This window comes from Agromyces sp. NPDC052230, from assembly GCF_040679595.1.
Lineage (GTDB): Bacteria > Actinomycetota > Actinomycetes > Actinomycetales > Microbacteriaceae > Agromyces.
The window spans coordinates 197,236-212,581 of the sequence record NZ_JBFAVC010000007.1; the positions used below are offsets into that span (position 1 = coordinate 197,236).

The 15,346-nt window shown below is 70.6% G+C and carries 15 protein-coding genes; 2 read left to right on the top strand and 13 right to left on the bottom strand.

All coding sequences use genetic code 11. The annotated features are described in order from the left end of the window. Positions 1-77: 77 nt before the first annotated feature. From AB0K73_RS16275 to AB0K73_RS16335, 13 genes are all read right to left on the bottom strand, one after another. A complete protein-coding gene (locus AB0K73_RS16275) occupies positions 78-1,205 on the bottom strand; it encodes a YihY/virulence factor BrkB family protein (protein ID WP_360514946.1) in 1,128 nt (375 codons plus the stop codon). Between the two features lie 125 nt (positions 1,206-1,330). Then, complete coding sequence (locus AB0K73_RS16280; RefSeq protein ID WP_360514943.1) at positions 1,331-2,398, bottom strand: alpha/beta hydrolase; 1,068 nt, start codon at positions 2,396-2,398, stop codon at positions 1,331-1,333. Positions 2,399-2,439: 41 nt separating this feature from the next. Continuing rightward, positions 2,440-3,081: a CoA transferase subunit B gene (locus tag AB0K73_RS16285; protein ID WP_360514940.1), complete on the bottom strand. Its 642-nt coding sequence runs from the start codon at positions 3,079-3,081 to the stop codon at positions 2,440-2,442. A 5-nt stretch (positions 3,082-3,086) separates the two neighbouring features. Then, positions 3,087-3,890 (bottom strand): CoA transferase subunit A, encoded by an 804-nt coding sequence (locus AB0K73_RS16290; protein ID WP_360514937.1) that lies wholly within the window; start codon positions 3,888-3,890, stop codon positions 3,087-3,089. Continuing rightward, on the bottom strand, positions 3,887-4,786 hold the full coding sequence (locus AB0K73_RS16295) for an alpha/beta hydrolase (RefSeq protein WP_360514934.1): 900 nt from the start codon (positions 4,784-4,786) through the stop codon (positions 3,887-3,889). The genes AB0K73_RS16290 and AB0K73_RS16295 overlap by 4 nt, the downstream gene beginning before the upstream one ends. Continuing rightward, positions 4,783-5,529: a 3-hydroxybutyrate dehydrogenase gene (locus AB0K73_RS16300; protein WP_360514931.1), complete on the bottom strand. Its 747-nt coding sequence runs from the start codon at positions 5,527-5,529 to the stop codon at positions 4,783-4,785. The genes AB0K73_RS16295 and AB0K73_RS16300 overlap by 4 nt, the downstream gene beginning before the upstream one ends. Continuing rightward, on the bottom strand, positions 5,526-6,209 hold the full coding sequence (locus tag AB0K73_RS16305) for a TetR/AcrR family transcriptional regulator (protein ID WP_360514928.1): 684 nt from the start codon (positions 6,207-6,209) through the stop codon (positions 5,526-5,528). The genes AB0K73_RS16300 and AB0K73_RS16305 overlap by 4 nt, the downstream gene beginning before the upstream one ends. Next, the gene (locus AB0K73_RS16310; protein WP_360514925.1) at positions 6,206-7,786 is read right to left on the bottom strand and encodes an AMP-binding protein; all 1,581 of its coding nucleotides are present in this window, start codon (positions 7,784-7,786) and stop codon (positions 6,206-6,208) included. Before AB0K73_RS16310 ends, AB0K73_RS16305 begins: the two co-directional genes overlap by 4 nt. Continuing rightward, positions 7,779-8,933 (bottom strand): branched-chain amino acid ABC transporter permease, encoded by a 1,155-nt coding sequence (locus AB0K73_RS16315; protein WP_360514922.1) that lies wholly within the window; start codon positions 8,931-8,933, stop codon positions 7,779-7,781. The genes AB0K73_RS16310 and AB0K73_RS16315 overlap by 8 nt, the downstream gene beginning before the upstream one ends. Continuing rightward, on the bottom strand, positions 8,930-9,805 hold the full coding sequence (locus AB0K73_RS16320) for a branched-chain amino acid ABC transporter permease (RefSeq protein WP_360514919.1): 876 nt from the start codon (positions 9,803-9,805) through the stop codon (positions 8,930-8,932). Before AB0K73_RS16320 ends, AB0K73_RS16315 begins: the two co-directional genes overlap by 4 nt. Further along, positions 9,802-10,539, bottom strand: a complete 738-nt coding sequence (locus tag AB0K73_RS16325; RefSeq protein WP_360514916.1) for an ABC transporter ATP-binding protein — start codon at positions 10,537-10,539, stop codon at positions 9,802-9,804. Before AB0K73_RS16325 ends, AB0K73_RS16320 begins: the two co-directional genes overlap by 4 nt. After that, positions 10,536-11,291 carry an ABC transporter ATP-binding protein gene (locus tag AB0K73_RS16330; protein ID WP_360514913.1) on the bottom strand — a complete coding sequence of 252 codons (756 nt, stop codon included), beginning with the start codon at positions 11,289-11,291 and terminating at the stop codon, positions 10,536-10,538. Before AB0K73_RS16330 ends, AB0K73_RS16325 begins: the two co-directional genes overlap by 4 nt. An 80-nt stretch (positions 11,292-11,371) precedes the next feature. Beyond that, complete coding sequence (locus tag AB0K73_RS16335; protein WP_360514910.1) at positions 11,372-12,577, bottom strand: substrate-binding domain-containing protein; 1,206 nt, start codon at positions 12,575-12,577, stop codon at positions 11,372-11,374. 128 nt (positions 12,578-12,705) lie between these two features. Here AB0K73_RS16335 and AB0K73_RS16340 point away from each other — a divergent pair, with 128 nt between their 5' ends. Then, positions 12,706-13,890, top strand: a complete 1,185-nt coding sequence (locus AB0K73_RS16340; RefSeq protein WP_360514907.1) for an acetyl-CoA C-acetyltransferase — start codon at positions 12,706-12,708, stop codon at positions 13,888-13,890. A gap of 176 nt (positions 13,891-14,066) precedes the next feature. Beyond that, positions 14,067-15,317 carry a low temperature requirement protein A gene (locus tag AB0K73_RS16345; RefSeq protein ID WP_360514904.1) on the top strand — a complete coding sequence of 417 codons (1,251 nt, stop codon included), beginning with the start codon at positions 14,067-14,069 and terminating at the stop codon, positions 15,315-15,317. Positions 15,318-15,346: the final 29 nt, after the last annotated feature.

A 15,346-nucleotide genomic window follows, 5' to 3' on the forward strand; every position in this document is an offset into this window, starting at 1 on the left:
ACCGTCGATTCAGCATGGCAGCGGCGCGGTAGCCCGAGGTACCGCGCCGCATCACGATTTCGTATCGCCGCCCCCAGTCAGCGCCGCTGGGCTTCCTTCTCGTCGCTTCGGCGACCGGAGTCGCCGTCGTCGCGGCGATCGTGCTCGCCGCCCGAGTCATCCGAGTGCTCGAGCCGGATGCGTCGACCGAGTTCGATGTCCTCCTTCGCCTTCTTCTCCGCCTTGTCCATCTTGCGGGTGTCGCGCGGCGGGAGCTGGAGGCGCTCCTCGGCCTCGATGCCGGCCTGGAGCTCTCGACCCCGTTCCAGCTCGGCGTCGAACTCGGCACCGAAGAGGAGGGCGTTGTTGGCGATCCACAACCACAGGAGGAACACGATGGCGCCGGCGAGTGAACCGTAGGTGCGGTCGTAGTTGGAGAAGTTCGCGACGTAGAGCGCGAACCCGGCCGAGGCGATGGCCAGCACGACAATGGCGAGCAGCGCACCCAGACTGATCCAGCGGAACTTCGGCTGCTTGGCGTTCGGGGTCGCGTGGTAGAGCAGTGCGACGATCAGGATCACGACGAAGGCGAGGACCGGCCACTTCGCGATCTCCCAGATCATGCGCACCGACTCCCCGAGACCGAGGGCCGAGCCGATGGCGTCGGTGATCGGCCCCGACACCACGAGGATCACGGCGACGATGGCGAGCAGCAGGACCGCGGCCACCGTCACCCCGAGCTGCACCGGACGGAGCTTCCAGAAGGGCCGGCCCTCCTCGATCTCGTAGATCCGGTTCATCGCGCGCCCGAAGGCACCCACGTAGCCTGAGGCAGACCAGAGCGCGATCACGAGACCCGTGATGAAGCCGAGGCCCGCGGCCGGCGAGTCGGCGAACTGCTGCAACGGCTCGCTGAGTACCTGCAGCACCTGCGGCGGCGCCACGCCTTCGAGCACGCCGAGCAGCGCGTCGATCGCGCTCCCGCGCTGCCCGATGAGCGCGAGCAGCGAGGTGAGCGCCAACAGGCCCGGGAAGATGGCGAGCACGCCGTAGTAGGTGAGCGCGGCGGCGCTGTCCTGGCATTCGTCGTCGATGAACTCGCGGAGGGTCTTTCGGAAGATGTACTTCCACGACCGCTTCGTGATCTCGGGCGGCGTATCGGGCTTGCGGGAATCCTCGGGATGGGGCGCGTGCCTGTCGTCGTCGCGCTGTCGCGTGTCGGTCATGATCGGCCCTCCATCGGTGTTCGGAAGGACCATCCTCGCCGCCGGGACGCATGGCGGGGAGGGACTTGGCGGGGCGAGCCGCACGACGTACAGTGTGCACCCGCCCCGCCCGAATCCCGTCCGGATCAGGCCACCGCGCGCTTCCCGTCCTCGAGTTGGGCCACGAGTGCCGCCCGGAACTCCTCGGGGTGCTCGAGGTGCGGCGAGTGGCCGCAGTCGGCAAGTTCGAGCTCGGTGAACGCTCCGCCCTGCTCGGCGTACCGCTCGAGCACGGTGCGGGTCTGGGTGATCATCGGCTGCGCCGGAGCGACCTCCGCGCCCGGCCAGCCGGGGATGATGCCGGCCGCGCCGAGCTGGTTGAGGTCGAAGAACGACGCATCGCCGACGATGGCGTCCTGTGCTCCGTGGATCCAGAGGATCGCGGGCTTCGTCTGGAGGTCGACGATGCCGGTCGTGTCGAACACGGTGGGCGCGAGGGAGTTCAGCACGCCGCGACCGCCCGGCGCGAAACCCGGCCAGTTCTCCGACGGCGTCGAGTCGCCCGGGTAGTTGTCGATGCCGGTCTTCGTGGTGAGCATCGACTCGACCCAGATGTCCTCATGAGCGGGCGCGTTGCCCGGGGCCACGTACGTCGAGCGGTAGACCGCCCGGGGTGAACCCGGCTCGTCACTCCGGTCGCCTCGGGCCAGCCTGGCAACGAAATCGGGGTTCGCTCCCCCGCCGCCGGTGCCCGCGGCATCCGCCGTCAGGAGCGTGCCATCGGCCGCGGTGCCGCCGAAGCCGTACGGCGACACCGGCGCGACGAGCGTGAGGCTTGCGACGAGCTCGGGCCGGTCGAGCAGCAACTGCATCGTGACGCCGCCGCCGAGGCTCCAGCCGACGAGGTGCACGGCGCCGAGGTCCAGGGCGTCGATGACGGATGCCACGTCGTCGGAGAAGTCCCGCACACCACGGGTCGCGTCGACTGGGAGCGTCTCGCTGTCGCCGAACCCGCGGAGGTCGACGGCGAGGGCGCGCACGTCGGCGGGCAGGCTGAGCATCATCGGCTGCCAGAACAGCGACGACGAGACGTTGCCGTGCACGAAGACGACCGTCTTCGTCGGGGCATCCGCCGGGCGTTCGAGGACGTTCGCGTCGAGGCGCGGCGTCTGCACCCGGCTCGTGATGATGCCGGGGAAGATGGTGTCGACCATGTGGGTTGCCTTTCGTACGGGTCTCGATACGGCCCTGGGGCCTACTCGACCACCGAGGTGATGAGCGGCGGCTCGGTGGCGGCGACGACCTCGTCGACCGTGACGCCGGGGGCGAGCTCGACCAGCCGGAGGCCCTCGGGAGTGATGTCGATGACCGCGAGATCGGTGATGATGCGATCGACGACGCCCCTGCCGGTGAGCGGCAGTGAGCACTCGTTCACGATCTTCGGCGAGCCGTCCTTCGCGACGTGCTCCATGAGCACGATGCGGCGCTTGGCGCCGTGCACGAGGTCCATCGCACCGCCCGGGCCCTTCACCATCTTTCCCGGGATCATCCAGTTCGCCAGGTCGCCCGTCGCCGACACCTGCATCGCGCCGAGGATGGCCGCGTCGATCTTGCCGCCGCGGATCATGCCGAAGCTCGTGGCCGAGTCGAAGTACGCGGCGCCCGGGAGCACCGTGACGGTCTCCTTGCCGGCGTTGATGAGGTCGGGGTCGACGCCGTCCTCCGTCGGGTACGGCCCGACGCCGAGGATGCCGTTCTCCGACTGCAGCAGGATCGTCGTGCCCTCGGGCACGTAGTTCGGCACGAGCGTGGGCAGGCCGATGCCGAGGTTCACGTAGGAGCCGTCGGGCAGTTCCTTCGCCGCGCGTGCAGCCATCTCGAGACGTGTGAGTGCCATGGTGCTCAGGCTCCTTCCGGCATCTCGCGCGACGCCGCTCGTTCGGGTGAGACGGTTCGACGCTCGATGCGCTTCTCGATGTCGGTGCCGACCACGACGATCCGGTCGACGTAGATGCCGGGCAGGTGCACGGAGTCGGGGTCGAGATCGCCGGGCTCGACGAGCTCTTCGACCTGGGCGATGCACACGCGCCCGGCCATCGCCGCGAGCGGCGAGAAGTTGCGCGCCGACTTCTCGAACACGAGGTTGCCGTAGCGGTCGCCGCGGAGGGCGTGCACGAGTGAGAAGTCGGTGGTGATCGCCTCCTCGAGCACGAATTCGCGCGACTCCCCGGCGACGTCGAACATCTGCACGGGCTTTGCCGGACTCGCCACCGCGATCGACCCGTCGGCGTTGTAGCGGCGCGGCAGCCCGCCCTCGGCGACCTGCGTGCCGACCCCGGTCTGCGTGAAGAATGCGGCGATGCCGCTGCCGCCCGCCCGGAGCTTCTCGGCGAGCGTGCCCTGCGGCGTGAGCTCCAGCTCGAGCTCGCCCGCGAGGTACTGCCGCTCGAACTCCTTGTTCTCGCCGACGTACGACGAGGTCATCTTCGAGATGCGCTTCTCCGCGAGCAGCACGCCGAGGCCCCAGTCGTCGACGCCGCAATTGTTCGAGGCGACCTTCAGGTCGTCGACCCCGGTCTCGAGCAGCGCCTGGATGAGCACCATCGGGATGCCGCACAGGCCGAACCCGCCGACGGCGAGGCTCGCCCCACTTGGGATGTCGGAGACCGCCTCCCGGGCGGACCCGACGACTTTGTCGAGTGTCACGATGCACCTTCCTTCATCTCCACGGCCGCGAGGCGGGTGCGGATCACGGGGACCACGCTCCCGGCACCCTCGGCCGTCATGACGATCGTGTAGTGGTTGACGTCGGGCACGTCGTGCACGACCAGCTGCGGCATCCGCTCGGCCCACTCGGCGACCACCGCTTCAGGGTAGAGCGGCGCGGCGTCGAGCAGCCCGCGCGGCGCGCGGAAGAAGTCGACCGGCTCGGGCAGGCCGGCGAGCGCGGCGGCGTATCCGTCGGAGCCGTCGAGCTGCACGGCGTTCTCGGCGACCGCCTCGGCGCGCGCCGAACTGCGCAGCGTCGGCTCCGTGCCGTCGAGGTCGTACTCGACGTAGGCCTCGATGGCATCGTTCCAGTACGGTCCGAGCGCCGGATGCCGCCGCCAGAAGTCGAGGTACGACGCGCGATCGGGGAACGTCATCGAGAGTCGCTCGAGCGCCGGCCCGAGCAGCACCGCCGGCAGGTCCCCGGGCGCGACTCCAACGGGGTTCGGAACGGGCATGCCGCCATCGATGAGCACGACGCCCGCCACCCGGTCGGGGTGTCGCTCGGCGAAGCGGACGGTCACGAAGGCGCCCATCGAGTGCCCGGCCACGAACGCCCGGTCGACCTCTAAGGCATCGAGCGCCGCGGCGAGGTCGTCGGCGTGACGCTCGAGCCCGTAAGGACCGGGCAGCGTGTTGCTGCGTCCGCGGCCCCGGAGGTCGGCAGCGATCACGCGGCGGCCTTTCAGCGCGTCGGCCACCAGGTCCCACGAGCGGTGGGTGGCGGAGATGCCGTGCACGGCGAGGATCGGCAGGCCCGCGGCATCCGCTCGCCACTGGCCGCCCGCGAGGGCTCCGTCGGCGACCCGGGCGGAGAAGGTCGAGTAGCTCACCTGGCGCTCCATCCGCCGTCCATGGTGTAGCTCGCGCCCGTCACCATGCCGGCGTCGGGGCTCGCGAGCCACAGGGCGAGGCTCGCGACCTCGGCAGGCTCGACGAGCCGCTTGATCGTCGACTCGGTGAGCATGATCTTCGGCAGCACCTCGGATTCGGGGATGCCGTGCACGCGCGCCTGGTCGGCGATCTGCTTCTCGACGAGCGGGGTGCGCACGTAGCCCGGGTTGATGCAGTTGCTCGTCACCCCGTGCGGGCCGCCCTCGAGGGCCGTCACCTTCGAGAGCCCCTCGAGGCCGTGCTTCGCGGCGACGTACGCCGACTTGAACGGCGACGCGCGGATGCCGTGCACGCTCGAGATGTTGATGACGCGCCCGAAACCGCGGGCATACATGCCCGGCAGCGCGGCCCGGATGAGGAGGAACGGCGACTCCAGCATGAGCCGGAGGATGAGCGAGAACCGCTCGGGCTCGAACTCCTCGATCGGCCGCACGTGCTGGATGCCGGCGTTGTTCACGAGGATGTCGGCCTCGAGCTCGAGGTCGGCGAGTGCCGCGGTGTCGCCGAGGTCGACCTGCCAGGCCTCGCCGCCCAGGTCGCCGGCCACCCGATCGGCCGCCTTGCCGTTCAGGTCGGCGATGACCACATGCGCCCCGGCCGCAGCGAAGGCGCGCGCGCAGGCCTCGCCGATGCCGCTCGCTCCGCCGGTGACGACGGCGCGTCGCCCGCTGAGATCGGTCACGATTCCTCCTTCTCCCCCGCGATCGGGCGCGGGCCCTGCGCGAGGTCGGGTCGCCCGAGGGCTCCGCCGACGAAGCGCATCATCTCGTCGAGCACGTGCTCGGGAACGCGGCCGGTGCCGCTGGCCGTCGGGTCGGCGTCGTCGCCGGGAGCCGAGTCGGGGTCGCCCCAGAGCACCCAGCGCATGCCGATCATCTCGCCGACGCCCATGAGTGCCCATGCGGCGACGGTGGGGTCGATGTCCCAGATCTCGCCGTCGGCGGCCGCTTCGCGAAGTCCGTCGATGTACCCCTCGACGATGCGCGTGTAGTGCAGCCGCAGCGCCTCTGGCGACACGAGCTCGGCCTCCCGCACCACCCGGTAGAGCGCGGGATGCTCGGCCGTGAAGCGGAAGAACGCCGCGAAGCCCGCCCGCTCGGCCTCGAGGCGGCTGGTCGCGCCGCGCGCACCCTCGCTCATGGCCTGGCGCACGCGGTGGTTCAGGTCTTCCACGAGCTCGTTGAAGATGTCGAGCTTGGTGTCGAAGTACAGGTAGAAGGTTCCCTGGCCGACACCCGCGCGATCGGTGATGCGCGAGACGGATGCCTCGTGGTAGCCGTGGTCGGCGAAGACGCGCTCGGCGGCCGCGAGGAGCTTCGCCCGGGTCTCGACACCGCGGGCGGTGCGTGGTGCGGCGCTCATCGTGCGTCCTCCTCAGCGTGGGCGTCGGCAGCGGACAGAGCGGCGTCGGCCGCTCGCTCGGCGAGCACCCGACGAAGCACCTTGCCCGCGATGGAGCGCGGCAGTTCAGCGACGAAGTGCACCTCGCGCGGCACCTTGAAGCGTGCAAGCGAGGCCCGTGCGAAGTCCATGAGCTCGGCGGCATCCGTCACCCGTCCGCGACGGACCACGACCCACGCGGCGCCGGCCTCGCCCCAGCGTTCGTCGGGCACGCCGACCACGGCGACGTCGGCGACCGCCGGATGACTCATGAGCACGGCCTCGACCTCGGCGGGCGCGACGCCCTCGCCGCCCGAGATGTAGATGTCCTTGATGCGGTCGACGATGGTGAAGTAGCCGTCGGCATCGCGGCGCACGAGGTCGCCCGTGCGCAGCCAGCCGTCGACGAGGGCTGCCTCCGTGGCGACCGAGTCGCGGAAGTACCCGGCGAAGACCGACGGGCCGTGCACGAGGAGCTCCCCCTCGGCTTCGCCCTCGAGCAGCTCGCCCGTCACCGGGTCGGCGACCGCGACGTCGACGTGCGGATACGGCTTGCCCGCCGACCCGACGCGTGTGCGAGCGTCCTCGTCGGGCAGGCACAGCACGTTCGGCGACGCCTCGGTGAGCCCGTAGCCCTGGGTGAGCGAGACGCCGCGGGCGTGCCACGTGCGCAGCAGCGCCGGCGGCATCGGCGCGCCGCCCACGATGGCGTGCGCGAGGCTCGAGAGGTCGGTTTCGTCGAAGTCGGGATGCTGCGCGAGGAACAGGTAGTTGGCGGGCACGCCCATCATGGTCGTGATGCGCCGCTCCTGGATGAGGTGCAGCACGCGGCCGGGGTCGAACGTGCGCTCGAGCACGACGGTCGCACCCGTCCACCAGGCGAGCAGCGGCGTGATGTTCCAGCCGCCCACGTGGTACTGCGGCATGACCGCGAGCACAATATCTCTGGCCCCCACCTCGGCGATGCGCGAGAACGAGAGGTTCGTCCAGAAGCAGTTCGCGTGCGTGAGCACGGCGCCCTTGGGCGTTGCGGTCGTGCCCGACGTGAAGATCATGAGGAGCGCGTCGTCGTCGTGAACGTCGCCGCGGGTCGTGGGCGCCTCCTCCGCAAGGCCGCGCGCGCGCGGTGCGGGCACCTCGCCCTCGACGCCATGCATGCCGAGCGGCGCGGTCGGGATGCGCCGTGCCAGGCGCGCGAGCGTGGCCTTCGCGAGCGACTCGAACTCCGTCTCGACGAGGAGGATCGCGGGCTCGGCGATCTCGAGCTGCGCCGCCAGCTCGCGCGGTGCGAGACGCCACGACAGCGGCACGAGCACGAGACCGGCCTTGGCGCACGCGAAGAACAGGACGACGTGGTCGGCGCTGTTGCCCGTGATCGTGGCGACGCGGTCGCCGATCGGGTAGCCCGCCGCCCGGAAGCCCGCGGCGAGCCGCTCGGCACGCGCGTCGAGCTCGCGGTACGTCACGACCACGCCGCGGTCGTCGATGGCGACGCGCTCGGGCGTCGCCCGCGCGCGGTCTCGCGTCCAGCGCCCGAGGGTGTGCAGGCCGTCAGGCATCCGTCGCCTCCTCTGCTTCGACCGGATGCTGCTTGCGCCCCGACCGGATGCGCTGCGGGATCCCCGCGATGCCGCCGGGCAGGAACATCACCACGAGGATGAACAGCGTGCCCAAGATGAACAGCGGCTCACTCAGCGGAACCCGGAGCACCGCAGGCAGCCCGGCGATGAAATCCGAGCCCGCGAGCGCCGTGAGCCGCTGGTCGAGCAGTGTGTAGACGATACCGCCGACGATCGCGCCCCAGCGATACCCCACTCCGCCGAGCACCACGATGACGAGGAGCGTCAGCGTGAAATCCGCCGTCGAGATGCGCGGCGAGGCGCCCGACTGGAGCAGCAGGTAGCCCATGCCCGCCACGGCGGCGAGCACCGACGCGACGATGAAGATGAGCAGCTTCACGGAGTACGGGCGGATGCCGATGACGCGCACGCGCAGCTCGTTCTCACGCGCGGCCTCGGCGACGTGGCCGGCCCGGCTCCGTTCGACCCACAACACCACCAGGTAGACGAAGACGAGCACGGCGAGCGCCATCCAGTAGAGGTGCGCGGTGTTCCGCACGCCGATCAGGCCCTCGGGCACGTTCGCGATGTCGAGCGAGAGCCCCTCGTCGCCGCCGGTGGCGGAGCCCGGGTTCCGGCGGATGATCACCGAGCCCGCCTGGGCGAAGGCCAGGGTGACCATCGCGAACGAGATGCCGGTGACCCGCAGCGCGAGCGCGCCGACGGTCGCGGCGAGCACGATGCCGAAGACGAGCGTGATGCCGATCGAGGCGGCGAACACGAGTTCACTCGACCAGTCGACGGGGGCGAACGCATTGAGCGTCATCCCCAGCCCGTAGGCGCCGGCCGCGAAGAACAGCGCATGGCCGAACGAGAGCAGCCCCGCGAGGCCGAACATCATGCGGTAGCTGAGCGCGAGCGCGGCGATGAGCATCGCGTACGCGAGCAGCTGCAGCGTCCCGGGGGTGTACGTCGGCCCGGGCAGCACGCCCGGGATCTCGATCGCGAGCAGCGGCAGGATCGCGAGCGCGACGACGAGTGCGACGCCGCCGAGCACGATGACGAGCGGGCGACGGCGAGCGGATGCCACGGCCGGTGGTGCCGACGGGCGAGCGGGTGCCGGGGCATCCGTGAGCTGCTGGTTCATGCGACCTTCCCCATGAGTCCACGCGGGCGGACGAGCAGGACCGCGGCGAGCGCGACGACGACCACGAGGTCGCCGGTGCCGCCGAGGTAGAAGTTGGCGAACTGCTGCAGCACCGCGACGAGCACTGAGGCGACCGCGGCACCCGTGAGTGAGCCGAGCCCGCCGATGACGGTGACGATGAACGCGAAGATGAGCAGCACCGAGCCGAGGTGCGCCGAGACGTAGCCGTAGTAGACCGAGGCGAGCACGCCGCCGAGTCCGGCCGCGGCGCCGCCGATCGCGAACACGATCGTGAACGAGCGGCGCACGTCGATGCCGAGGGCGGTGACCATCGAACGGTTCTCGACGCCCGCGCGGATGATGAGCCCGTACCTGGTGCGCTGCAGGAACAGCACGATGCCGCCGAGCACGAGGAGTGCACACGCGATGAGCAGGAACCGGTCGTTCGGGATCCTCGCGCCGAGGATCTCGGTGGTCTGCGCCAGCCAGTCGGGCTTCTTCGTGTAGATCGGGTCGGTGCCCCAGATCCCCTCGAAGAGCGCGACGGTCGCAAGCGAAAGACCCACGGTCACGAGGGCCTGCTCGATGTGCCGCTCGTAGAGGCGGCGGATGAGGAAGTACTCGGTGGCCGCCGCGACGATGGCGCCGACGGCGAGGCCGACCATGGCCGACAGCGCGAGGCCCCACCAGGTGCCGTCCGACACACGGCGGCCCACCTCCCAGCCGAGGAACGCGGCGATGGTGAGGAACGAGCCGTGCGCGAAGTTCAGCACGCCCATGAGGCCGTAGATGAGCGAGAGGCCGCTCGCGACGAGGAAGTACAGGGCGCCGAGTCCGAGGCCCGTGATGAGGAGGAGGACGATCGTGTTCATCGGGTGCTCCCCGCGGTGCTGTCGTGCGGATCGGTCGCATCGTGCACGCCGAGGAAGCGCTGGATGCGGTCCTCGTCGTCGAGGAGGTCGGATGCCTCGCCGGTGAACACGACCCGGCCGCCCGAGAGCACGACCACGCGCTCGGCGAGCTTGCGGATGACGTGCAGATTCTGCTCGACGAGGAGGATGGGCACCGTGCGTGCCGCCGCGGCAAGCGCGTCGGCGACCTCGTCGACGATGCGGGGCGCCAGCCCCTTCGTGGGCTCGTCGACGAGCAGGAGACGGTTCTCGTTGACGAGCGCCCGGGCGAGGGAGACCATCTGCTGCTGACCTCCGGAGAGCGTGCCCGCGCGTTGTGCGCGCCGGTCGTGGATGTCGGGGAAGAGCCGCTGGATGAACTCGCGGCGGGGCGTGCCGTCGCGCTCGGCGAGCCGGAGGTTCTCGGCCACGGTGAGCGAGCCGAACACCTCACGGTCCTCGGGCACGTAACCGACGCCGAGCTGCACGATGCGATGCGTCGGCATGCGGTCGATGCGCGTGCCGCCCAGGTGCACCTCGCCCGAGCGGTCGACCAGGCCGAGGATCGACTTGATGGTCGACGTCTTGCCGACGCCGTTGCGGCCGAGGAGGGCCGTGACGCCGGTGGCCGGCACCTCGAAGGAGACGTCCTCGACGACCTGCTGTCCGCCGATGCGGCCGAAGAGGCCTGCGACGCGGAGGATCGGCTCGCTCACACGGCCTCCCCGAGGTAGGCGGACTGCACGGTGGGGTTCGCCATGACGGCCTCCGGGGTGTCGACGGCGAGGAGCTCGCCATGGTGCATGACCGCCACGCGGTCGACGAGCCCGAGCACGACCTCCATGTGGTGCTCGACCATGAGCACGGTGCGTCCGCCACGGTGCAGGCCGCGGATCACCTCGGTGAGGGCTGGCACGTCGGCCGAGCCGACGCCGGCCATGGGCTCGTCGAGGAGGACGACCTTGGGCTCCATGGCGATGAGCATGGCGATCTCGAGCTTGCGCTTCTCGCCGTGCGAGAGTCCGGATGCCGCGGCGTCGGCACGGTGCTCGAGCCCCACCTCGGCGAGGGTCTCGAGCGCACGCGTGGTCGCGGCATCCGTTCGCCGTGGCGTTCGGAAGACGGAGGTCGCACCACCTGCGTGCGCCTGGGCGACGAGCCGCACGTTCTCGACGACGCTGAGCGCCGGGAACAGGCTCGAGGTCTGGAACGTGCGCCCGAGGCCGGCCGCTGCGCGGCGGTGGATGGCCACGCCGGTGACGTCCTGCCCGTCGAGCAGCACTCGGCCCTCGGTGGGGCGGATGACGCCCGAGACGACGTTGAAGAGCGTCGTCTTGCCTGCGCCGTTGGGGCCGATCACGCCGAGCATCTCGCCCGCCGGTACGTCGAGCGACACGTCGTTCAGGATGCGCGCACCGCCGATGCGGAGGCCGACGTGCTCGAGGCTGAGCATCGGGTGGTCGGTCATGGCTGCCTCACTGCGTTGGAAGGTCTGGATCCGAGGGGGCGGGGCCGCCCGCGCCGGGTTGCGCGCGGGCGGCCGTCGCCTCACTTGCCGGCGACCGGCGGTGCGACCGTCTCGGCGTCGATGGTCTCGACGAGTTCGGGCACCCAGCTGCCGCCGTCCTGCACGAGCTTCGCCTGGTACATCGGCTGGATCATCGCGTGGTCCTCGGCGCGGACGGTGATCTCGCCCTTGACGGACTCGAAGGTCCAGCCCTCGAGGGCGTCGATCATGCCGTCGACGGTGTCGCCGCCCTCGCGGATGGCCTGCACGATCATCTGCGCGGCGACGAAGCCGTCGGGCGAGAAGAGGTCGGCCTCGGTGCCCGCGGCCTCGAGGTGCTCGATCATGGCCTTCTCCGCGTCGGTGCCGGATGCCCCGCCGAAGTAGTGGTTGAGGAACGAGATCTTGTCGGATGCATCGCCGTAGGCGCCGTAGGTCGCGACATCGCCGAGGCCCGTGACGACGGGCACGGCGTCGAACACGCCCTGCTGCGCGAGCGCGGTCCACATGGCGCCCGAGGAGGCACCCGCCCACGCCACGAAGACGAGGTCGGGCGAGGCGCCGAGCAGCTGCTGCGCGAACGGGGTGAACTCCGTGGCGTCCTCCGCCACGAGCACGCCCTCGACGGTCGCGCCCTGGCCGCCGAGCACGGCCTGCACGCCGGCGAGGTTGCCCTGACCGAACGCCGTGTCCTGCGCGAACACCACGACCTTCTTGCCCTCGGGGTCGCCGATGAAGGTACCCGCGGTGGCGACGTCCTGGAAGGTCTGGCGGCCGGAGCGGAAGGTGTACTCGTTGACGCCGGTGATCGCGTCGGCGGCCGCGGGGCCCGAGATGTAGAGGATCTGGTTCTGCGCGGCCTGCTCTGCGAGCGCGGTGGCGATGCCGGATGCCGCGGTGCCGGCGAGGATCTCGTAGCCCTGGCCGATGAAGTCCTTCGCCTTCGAGACAGCCGTGTCGGGGTTGCCCTGGTCGTCGGCCCACTCGATCTCGATCTCGCGGCCATCGACCGTGCCGGTGCCCTCGGTCGCGTAGTCGAGGCCGGCTTCGAAGCCCGCGGTGTAGGCCGCGCCGTACGCGGCGAGCGGACCGGTCTGCGAGGTGAGCATCGCCACCTTGACCGGCGCCCCGGTCTCTTCGGCGTCGCCGCCGGCGCCGCCGGCCGCGGTGGTCGGAGCGCACCCGACCAGCGCAAGGGTCGCGGCGGCGATGAACGCCGTCGCGAGGGACTTCTTCGTAACCCGCATGTGAATGCCTCTCGACAGTGAATGGCTGGACGTGGTGCGAACCTGACAGCTGGTTCAGGTCTCAGGAAAGTACAATAGGCTGGAAGTCGAAGCGCACGCAACCTCGGAACGAAGGAGTTCACCGAACCATGACCACCCCCGATGTCGTCATCATCGCCGGAGCCCGCACCCCCTTCGCCCGGATCAGCGGAAACCTCGCCGGCCGCACGGCCGTCGAACTCGGCACCGTCGCGATCCGCGGCGCCCTCGAGAAGGCCGGGGTCTCCCCCGACGACGTCGACGCCGTGATCATGGGCCAGGTGCTCCAGGCGGGCGCGGGCCAGAACCCCGCCAAGCAGTCGGCGGTCGCCGCAGGCATCCCGTGGCGCGTGCCCGCGACCACGGTCAACAAGGTGTGCCTGTCGGGTCTTGTCGCCATCACGGATGCCGCTCGGCTGATTCGCCTCGGCGAGGCATCCGTCGTCGTGGCCGGCGGCCAGGAATCGATGACGCGTGCGCCGCACCTGCTTCCGAACTCGCGGGGAGGCTTCGCGTACGGCGGCGTCGAACTCGTCGACCACGCTGCGTACGACGGCCTGACCGACGCCTTCGACCACGACTCCATGGGCGCGTCGACCGAGCGCTTCAATGCCCGCTACGACATGACGCGGGCCGAGCAGGACGAGATCGCCGCCGCGTCGCACACGCGCGCCGGCCAGGCGCAGTCGTCGGGCGTGTTCGCCGATGAGATCGTGCCCGTCGAAGTCCCGCAACGCAAGGGCGACCCCGTCGTCGTCAGCGAGGATCAGGGTGTGCGCCCCGACTCCACGGTCGAGGTACTCGGCAAGCTCCGCCCGGCGTTCTCCGCCGACGGCAGCATCACGGCGGGCAACTCGTCGCCGCTCTCCGACGGCGCGGCGGCCGTCGTGGTCGCGAGCCGCGAGTGGGCGGAGGAGCGCGGACTCCCGTGGCTCGCTGTCGTCGGCGCGGCCGGGCAGGTCGCCGGCCCCGACAACTCGCTGCACTCGCAGCCCGCCAACGCCATCGCGGCCGCCCTCGAGAAGGAGGGCCTTGCGGCGGGCGACCTCGACCTCGTCGAGATCAACGAGGCGTTCGCCGCGGTCTCGCTGCAGTCGGCCCGCGAACTCGGCATCTCGAACGATCTCGTCAACGTGCACGGCGGTGCGATCGCCGTCGGCCACCCGATCGGGGCCTCCGGCGCGCGGCTCGCGCTGCACGCCGCGCTGGAGTTGTCGCGTCGAGGCAGCGGCCGCGCCGCGGTCGCCCTCTGCGGCGGCGGCGGCCAGGGCGAGGCACTGCTGCTGTCCCGCTGACGCCGGTCCGGGCCCGCCGCCACCGCGCGGCGGGCCCATCCGGTGCGCCGAAACATGCGGCCGCGACCCGCCGGCCGCGAGAACATGCCGCATCGACCTGCTTCCGCCGAGCCGTCATGCATCGGCGACCCCTGACGGGATGTGCGACGCGACCCGGGCGTGCGACGATATGCCGCATGGCACTCGCCCACCCACCGCTCGACCACCGGTTACGGCGTATGACCGGCCGCGATCCCGACGACCCGCACCGCAGTGCAACCCCGCTCGAGCTCTTCTACGACCTGACCCTCGTGGTCGCGTTCAGCCAGGCAGGTTCGCTGACCGCCCACCTGCTGGAGGTGGGTCGTGTCGGCTCGGCGATCCTGGCGTTCTCATTCGCCGTGTTCGCGATCACGTGGGCGTGGATCAACTACTCCTGGCTGGCTTCGGCGTTCGACAACGACGACGTCTTCTTCCGCGTCGCGACCATGCTGCAGATGCTCGGCGTACTTGTGCTCGCGCTCGGCCTGCCCCAGTTCTACCACTCGATCGACGAGGGGCAGCACGTCGACAACAGCGTGATGGTGGCGGGCTACGTCATCATGCGCGTGTCCACCATCGCGCTCTGGCTTCGCGTCGCCCGCCACGATGCCGTGCACCGCCGGGCCGCGCTCACCTACGCCATCATCGTGGCCTTCGCGCAGATCGGGTGGATCGGGCTGATCTTCGTCAACCCGCCGTTGCAGGTCGCCCTCGCCTTCACCGTATTGCTGACGGCGATCGAGTTGACCGGGCCCGTCATCGCCGAGCGGCGGCAGGGCGGTACGCCGTGGAACGCGCACCACATCGCCGAGCGCTACGGGCTCCTCGTGATCATCACGCTCGGCGAGGTCGTGCTCGGCACGATCCTCGCCATCTCGGCGGTGGTCGAGGAGCAGGGCTGGACCGTCGAGACCGTCCTCGTGGCCTTCGGCGGCACGATGCTCGCGTTCGCCCTCTGGTGGGTGTACTTCACGATGCCGTCGGCCAAGGTGCTCAGTCGCTACCGCGAGCGCGGATTCGTCTGGGGCTACGGACACATGGTGATCTTCGGCGCCCTCGCGGCGACCGGCGCCGGACTGCACGTGGCGGCGTACGAGATCGAAGGGGTGGCGCACATCGGTGAGGTCGAGGCGCTCCTCACGGTCGTGATCCCGGTCGGGGTGTTCTCGGTCGTGCTCTTCGCCCTGTACTCGCTGCTGATGCAGACGTTCGATCCGTTCCACATCTGGCTCTTCATCGGCAGCGTCGCGGTACTCGTGCTCGCCGTGGCCGCCGTCGTGGCCGGCGCGAGCATGGGCGTGGGCATCGTGATCACCGCCTGCTCCCCCGTCGTCGTCATCGTGGGCTACGAAACCGTCGGCCACCGCCACCAGGCAGCGGCGCTCGATCGCCTTTTCGGGCGCTGAGCCTCTCGGCGGCCGTGGCGCCCCGGACG

Coding starts and splice junctions, on each gene's coding strand:
- AB0K73_RS16275 (WP_360514946.1), bottom strand. CDS start 1,205: ATGACCGACACGCGACAGCGCGACGACGACAGGCACGCGCCCCATCCC.
- AB0K73_RS16280 (WP_360514943.1), bottom strand. CDS start 2,398: ATGGTCGACACCATCTTCCCCGGCATCATCACGAGCCGGGTGCAGACG.
- AB0K73_RS16285 (WP_360514940.1), bottom strand. CDS start 3,081: ATGGCACTCACACGTCTCGAGATGGCTGCACGCGCGGCGAAGGAACTG.
- AB0K73_RS16305 (WP_360514928.1), bottom strand. CDS start 6,209: ATGAGCGCCGCACCACGCACCGCCCGCGGTGTCGAGACCCGGGCGAAG.
- AB0K73_RS16310 (WP_360514925.1), bottom strand. CDS start 7,786: ATGCCTGACGGCCTGCACACCCTCGGGCGCTGGACGCGAGACCGCGCG.
- AB0K73_RS16315 (WP_360514922.1), bottom strand. CDS start 8,933: ATGAACCAGCAGCTCACGGATGCCCCGGCACCCGCTCGCCCGTCGGCA.
- AB0K73_RS16320 (WP_360514919.1), bottom strand. CDS start 9,805: ATGAACACGATCGTCCTCCTCCTCATCACGGGCCTCGGACTCGGCGCC.
- AB0K73_RS16330 (WP_360514913.1), bottom strand. CDS start 11,291: ATGACCGACCACCCGATGCTCAGCCTCGAGCACGTCGGCCTCCGCATC.
- AB0K73_RS16335 (WP_360514910.1), bottom strand. CDS start 12,577: ATGCGGGTTACGAAGAAGTCCCTCGCGACGGCGTTCATCGCCGCCGCG.
- AB0K73_RS16340 (WP_360514907.1), top strand. CDS start 12,706: ATGACCACCCCCGATGTCGTCATCATCGCCGGAGCCCGCACCCCCTTC.
- AB0K73_RS16345 (WP_360514904.1), top strand. CDS start 14,067: ATGGCACTCGCCCACCCACCGCTCGACCACCGGTTACGGCGTATGACC.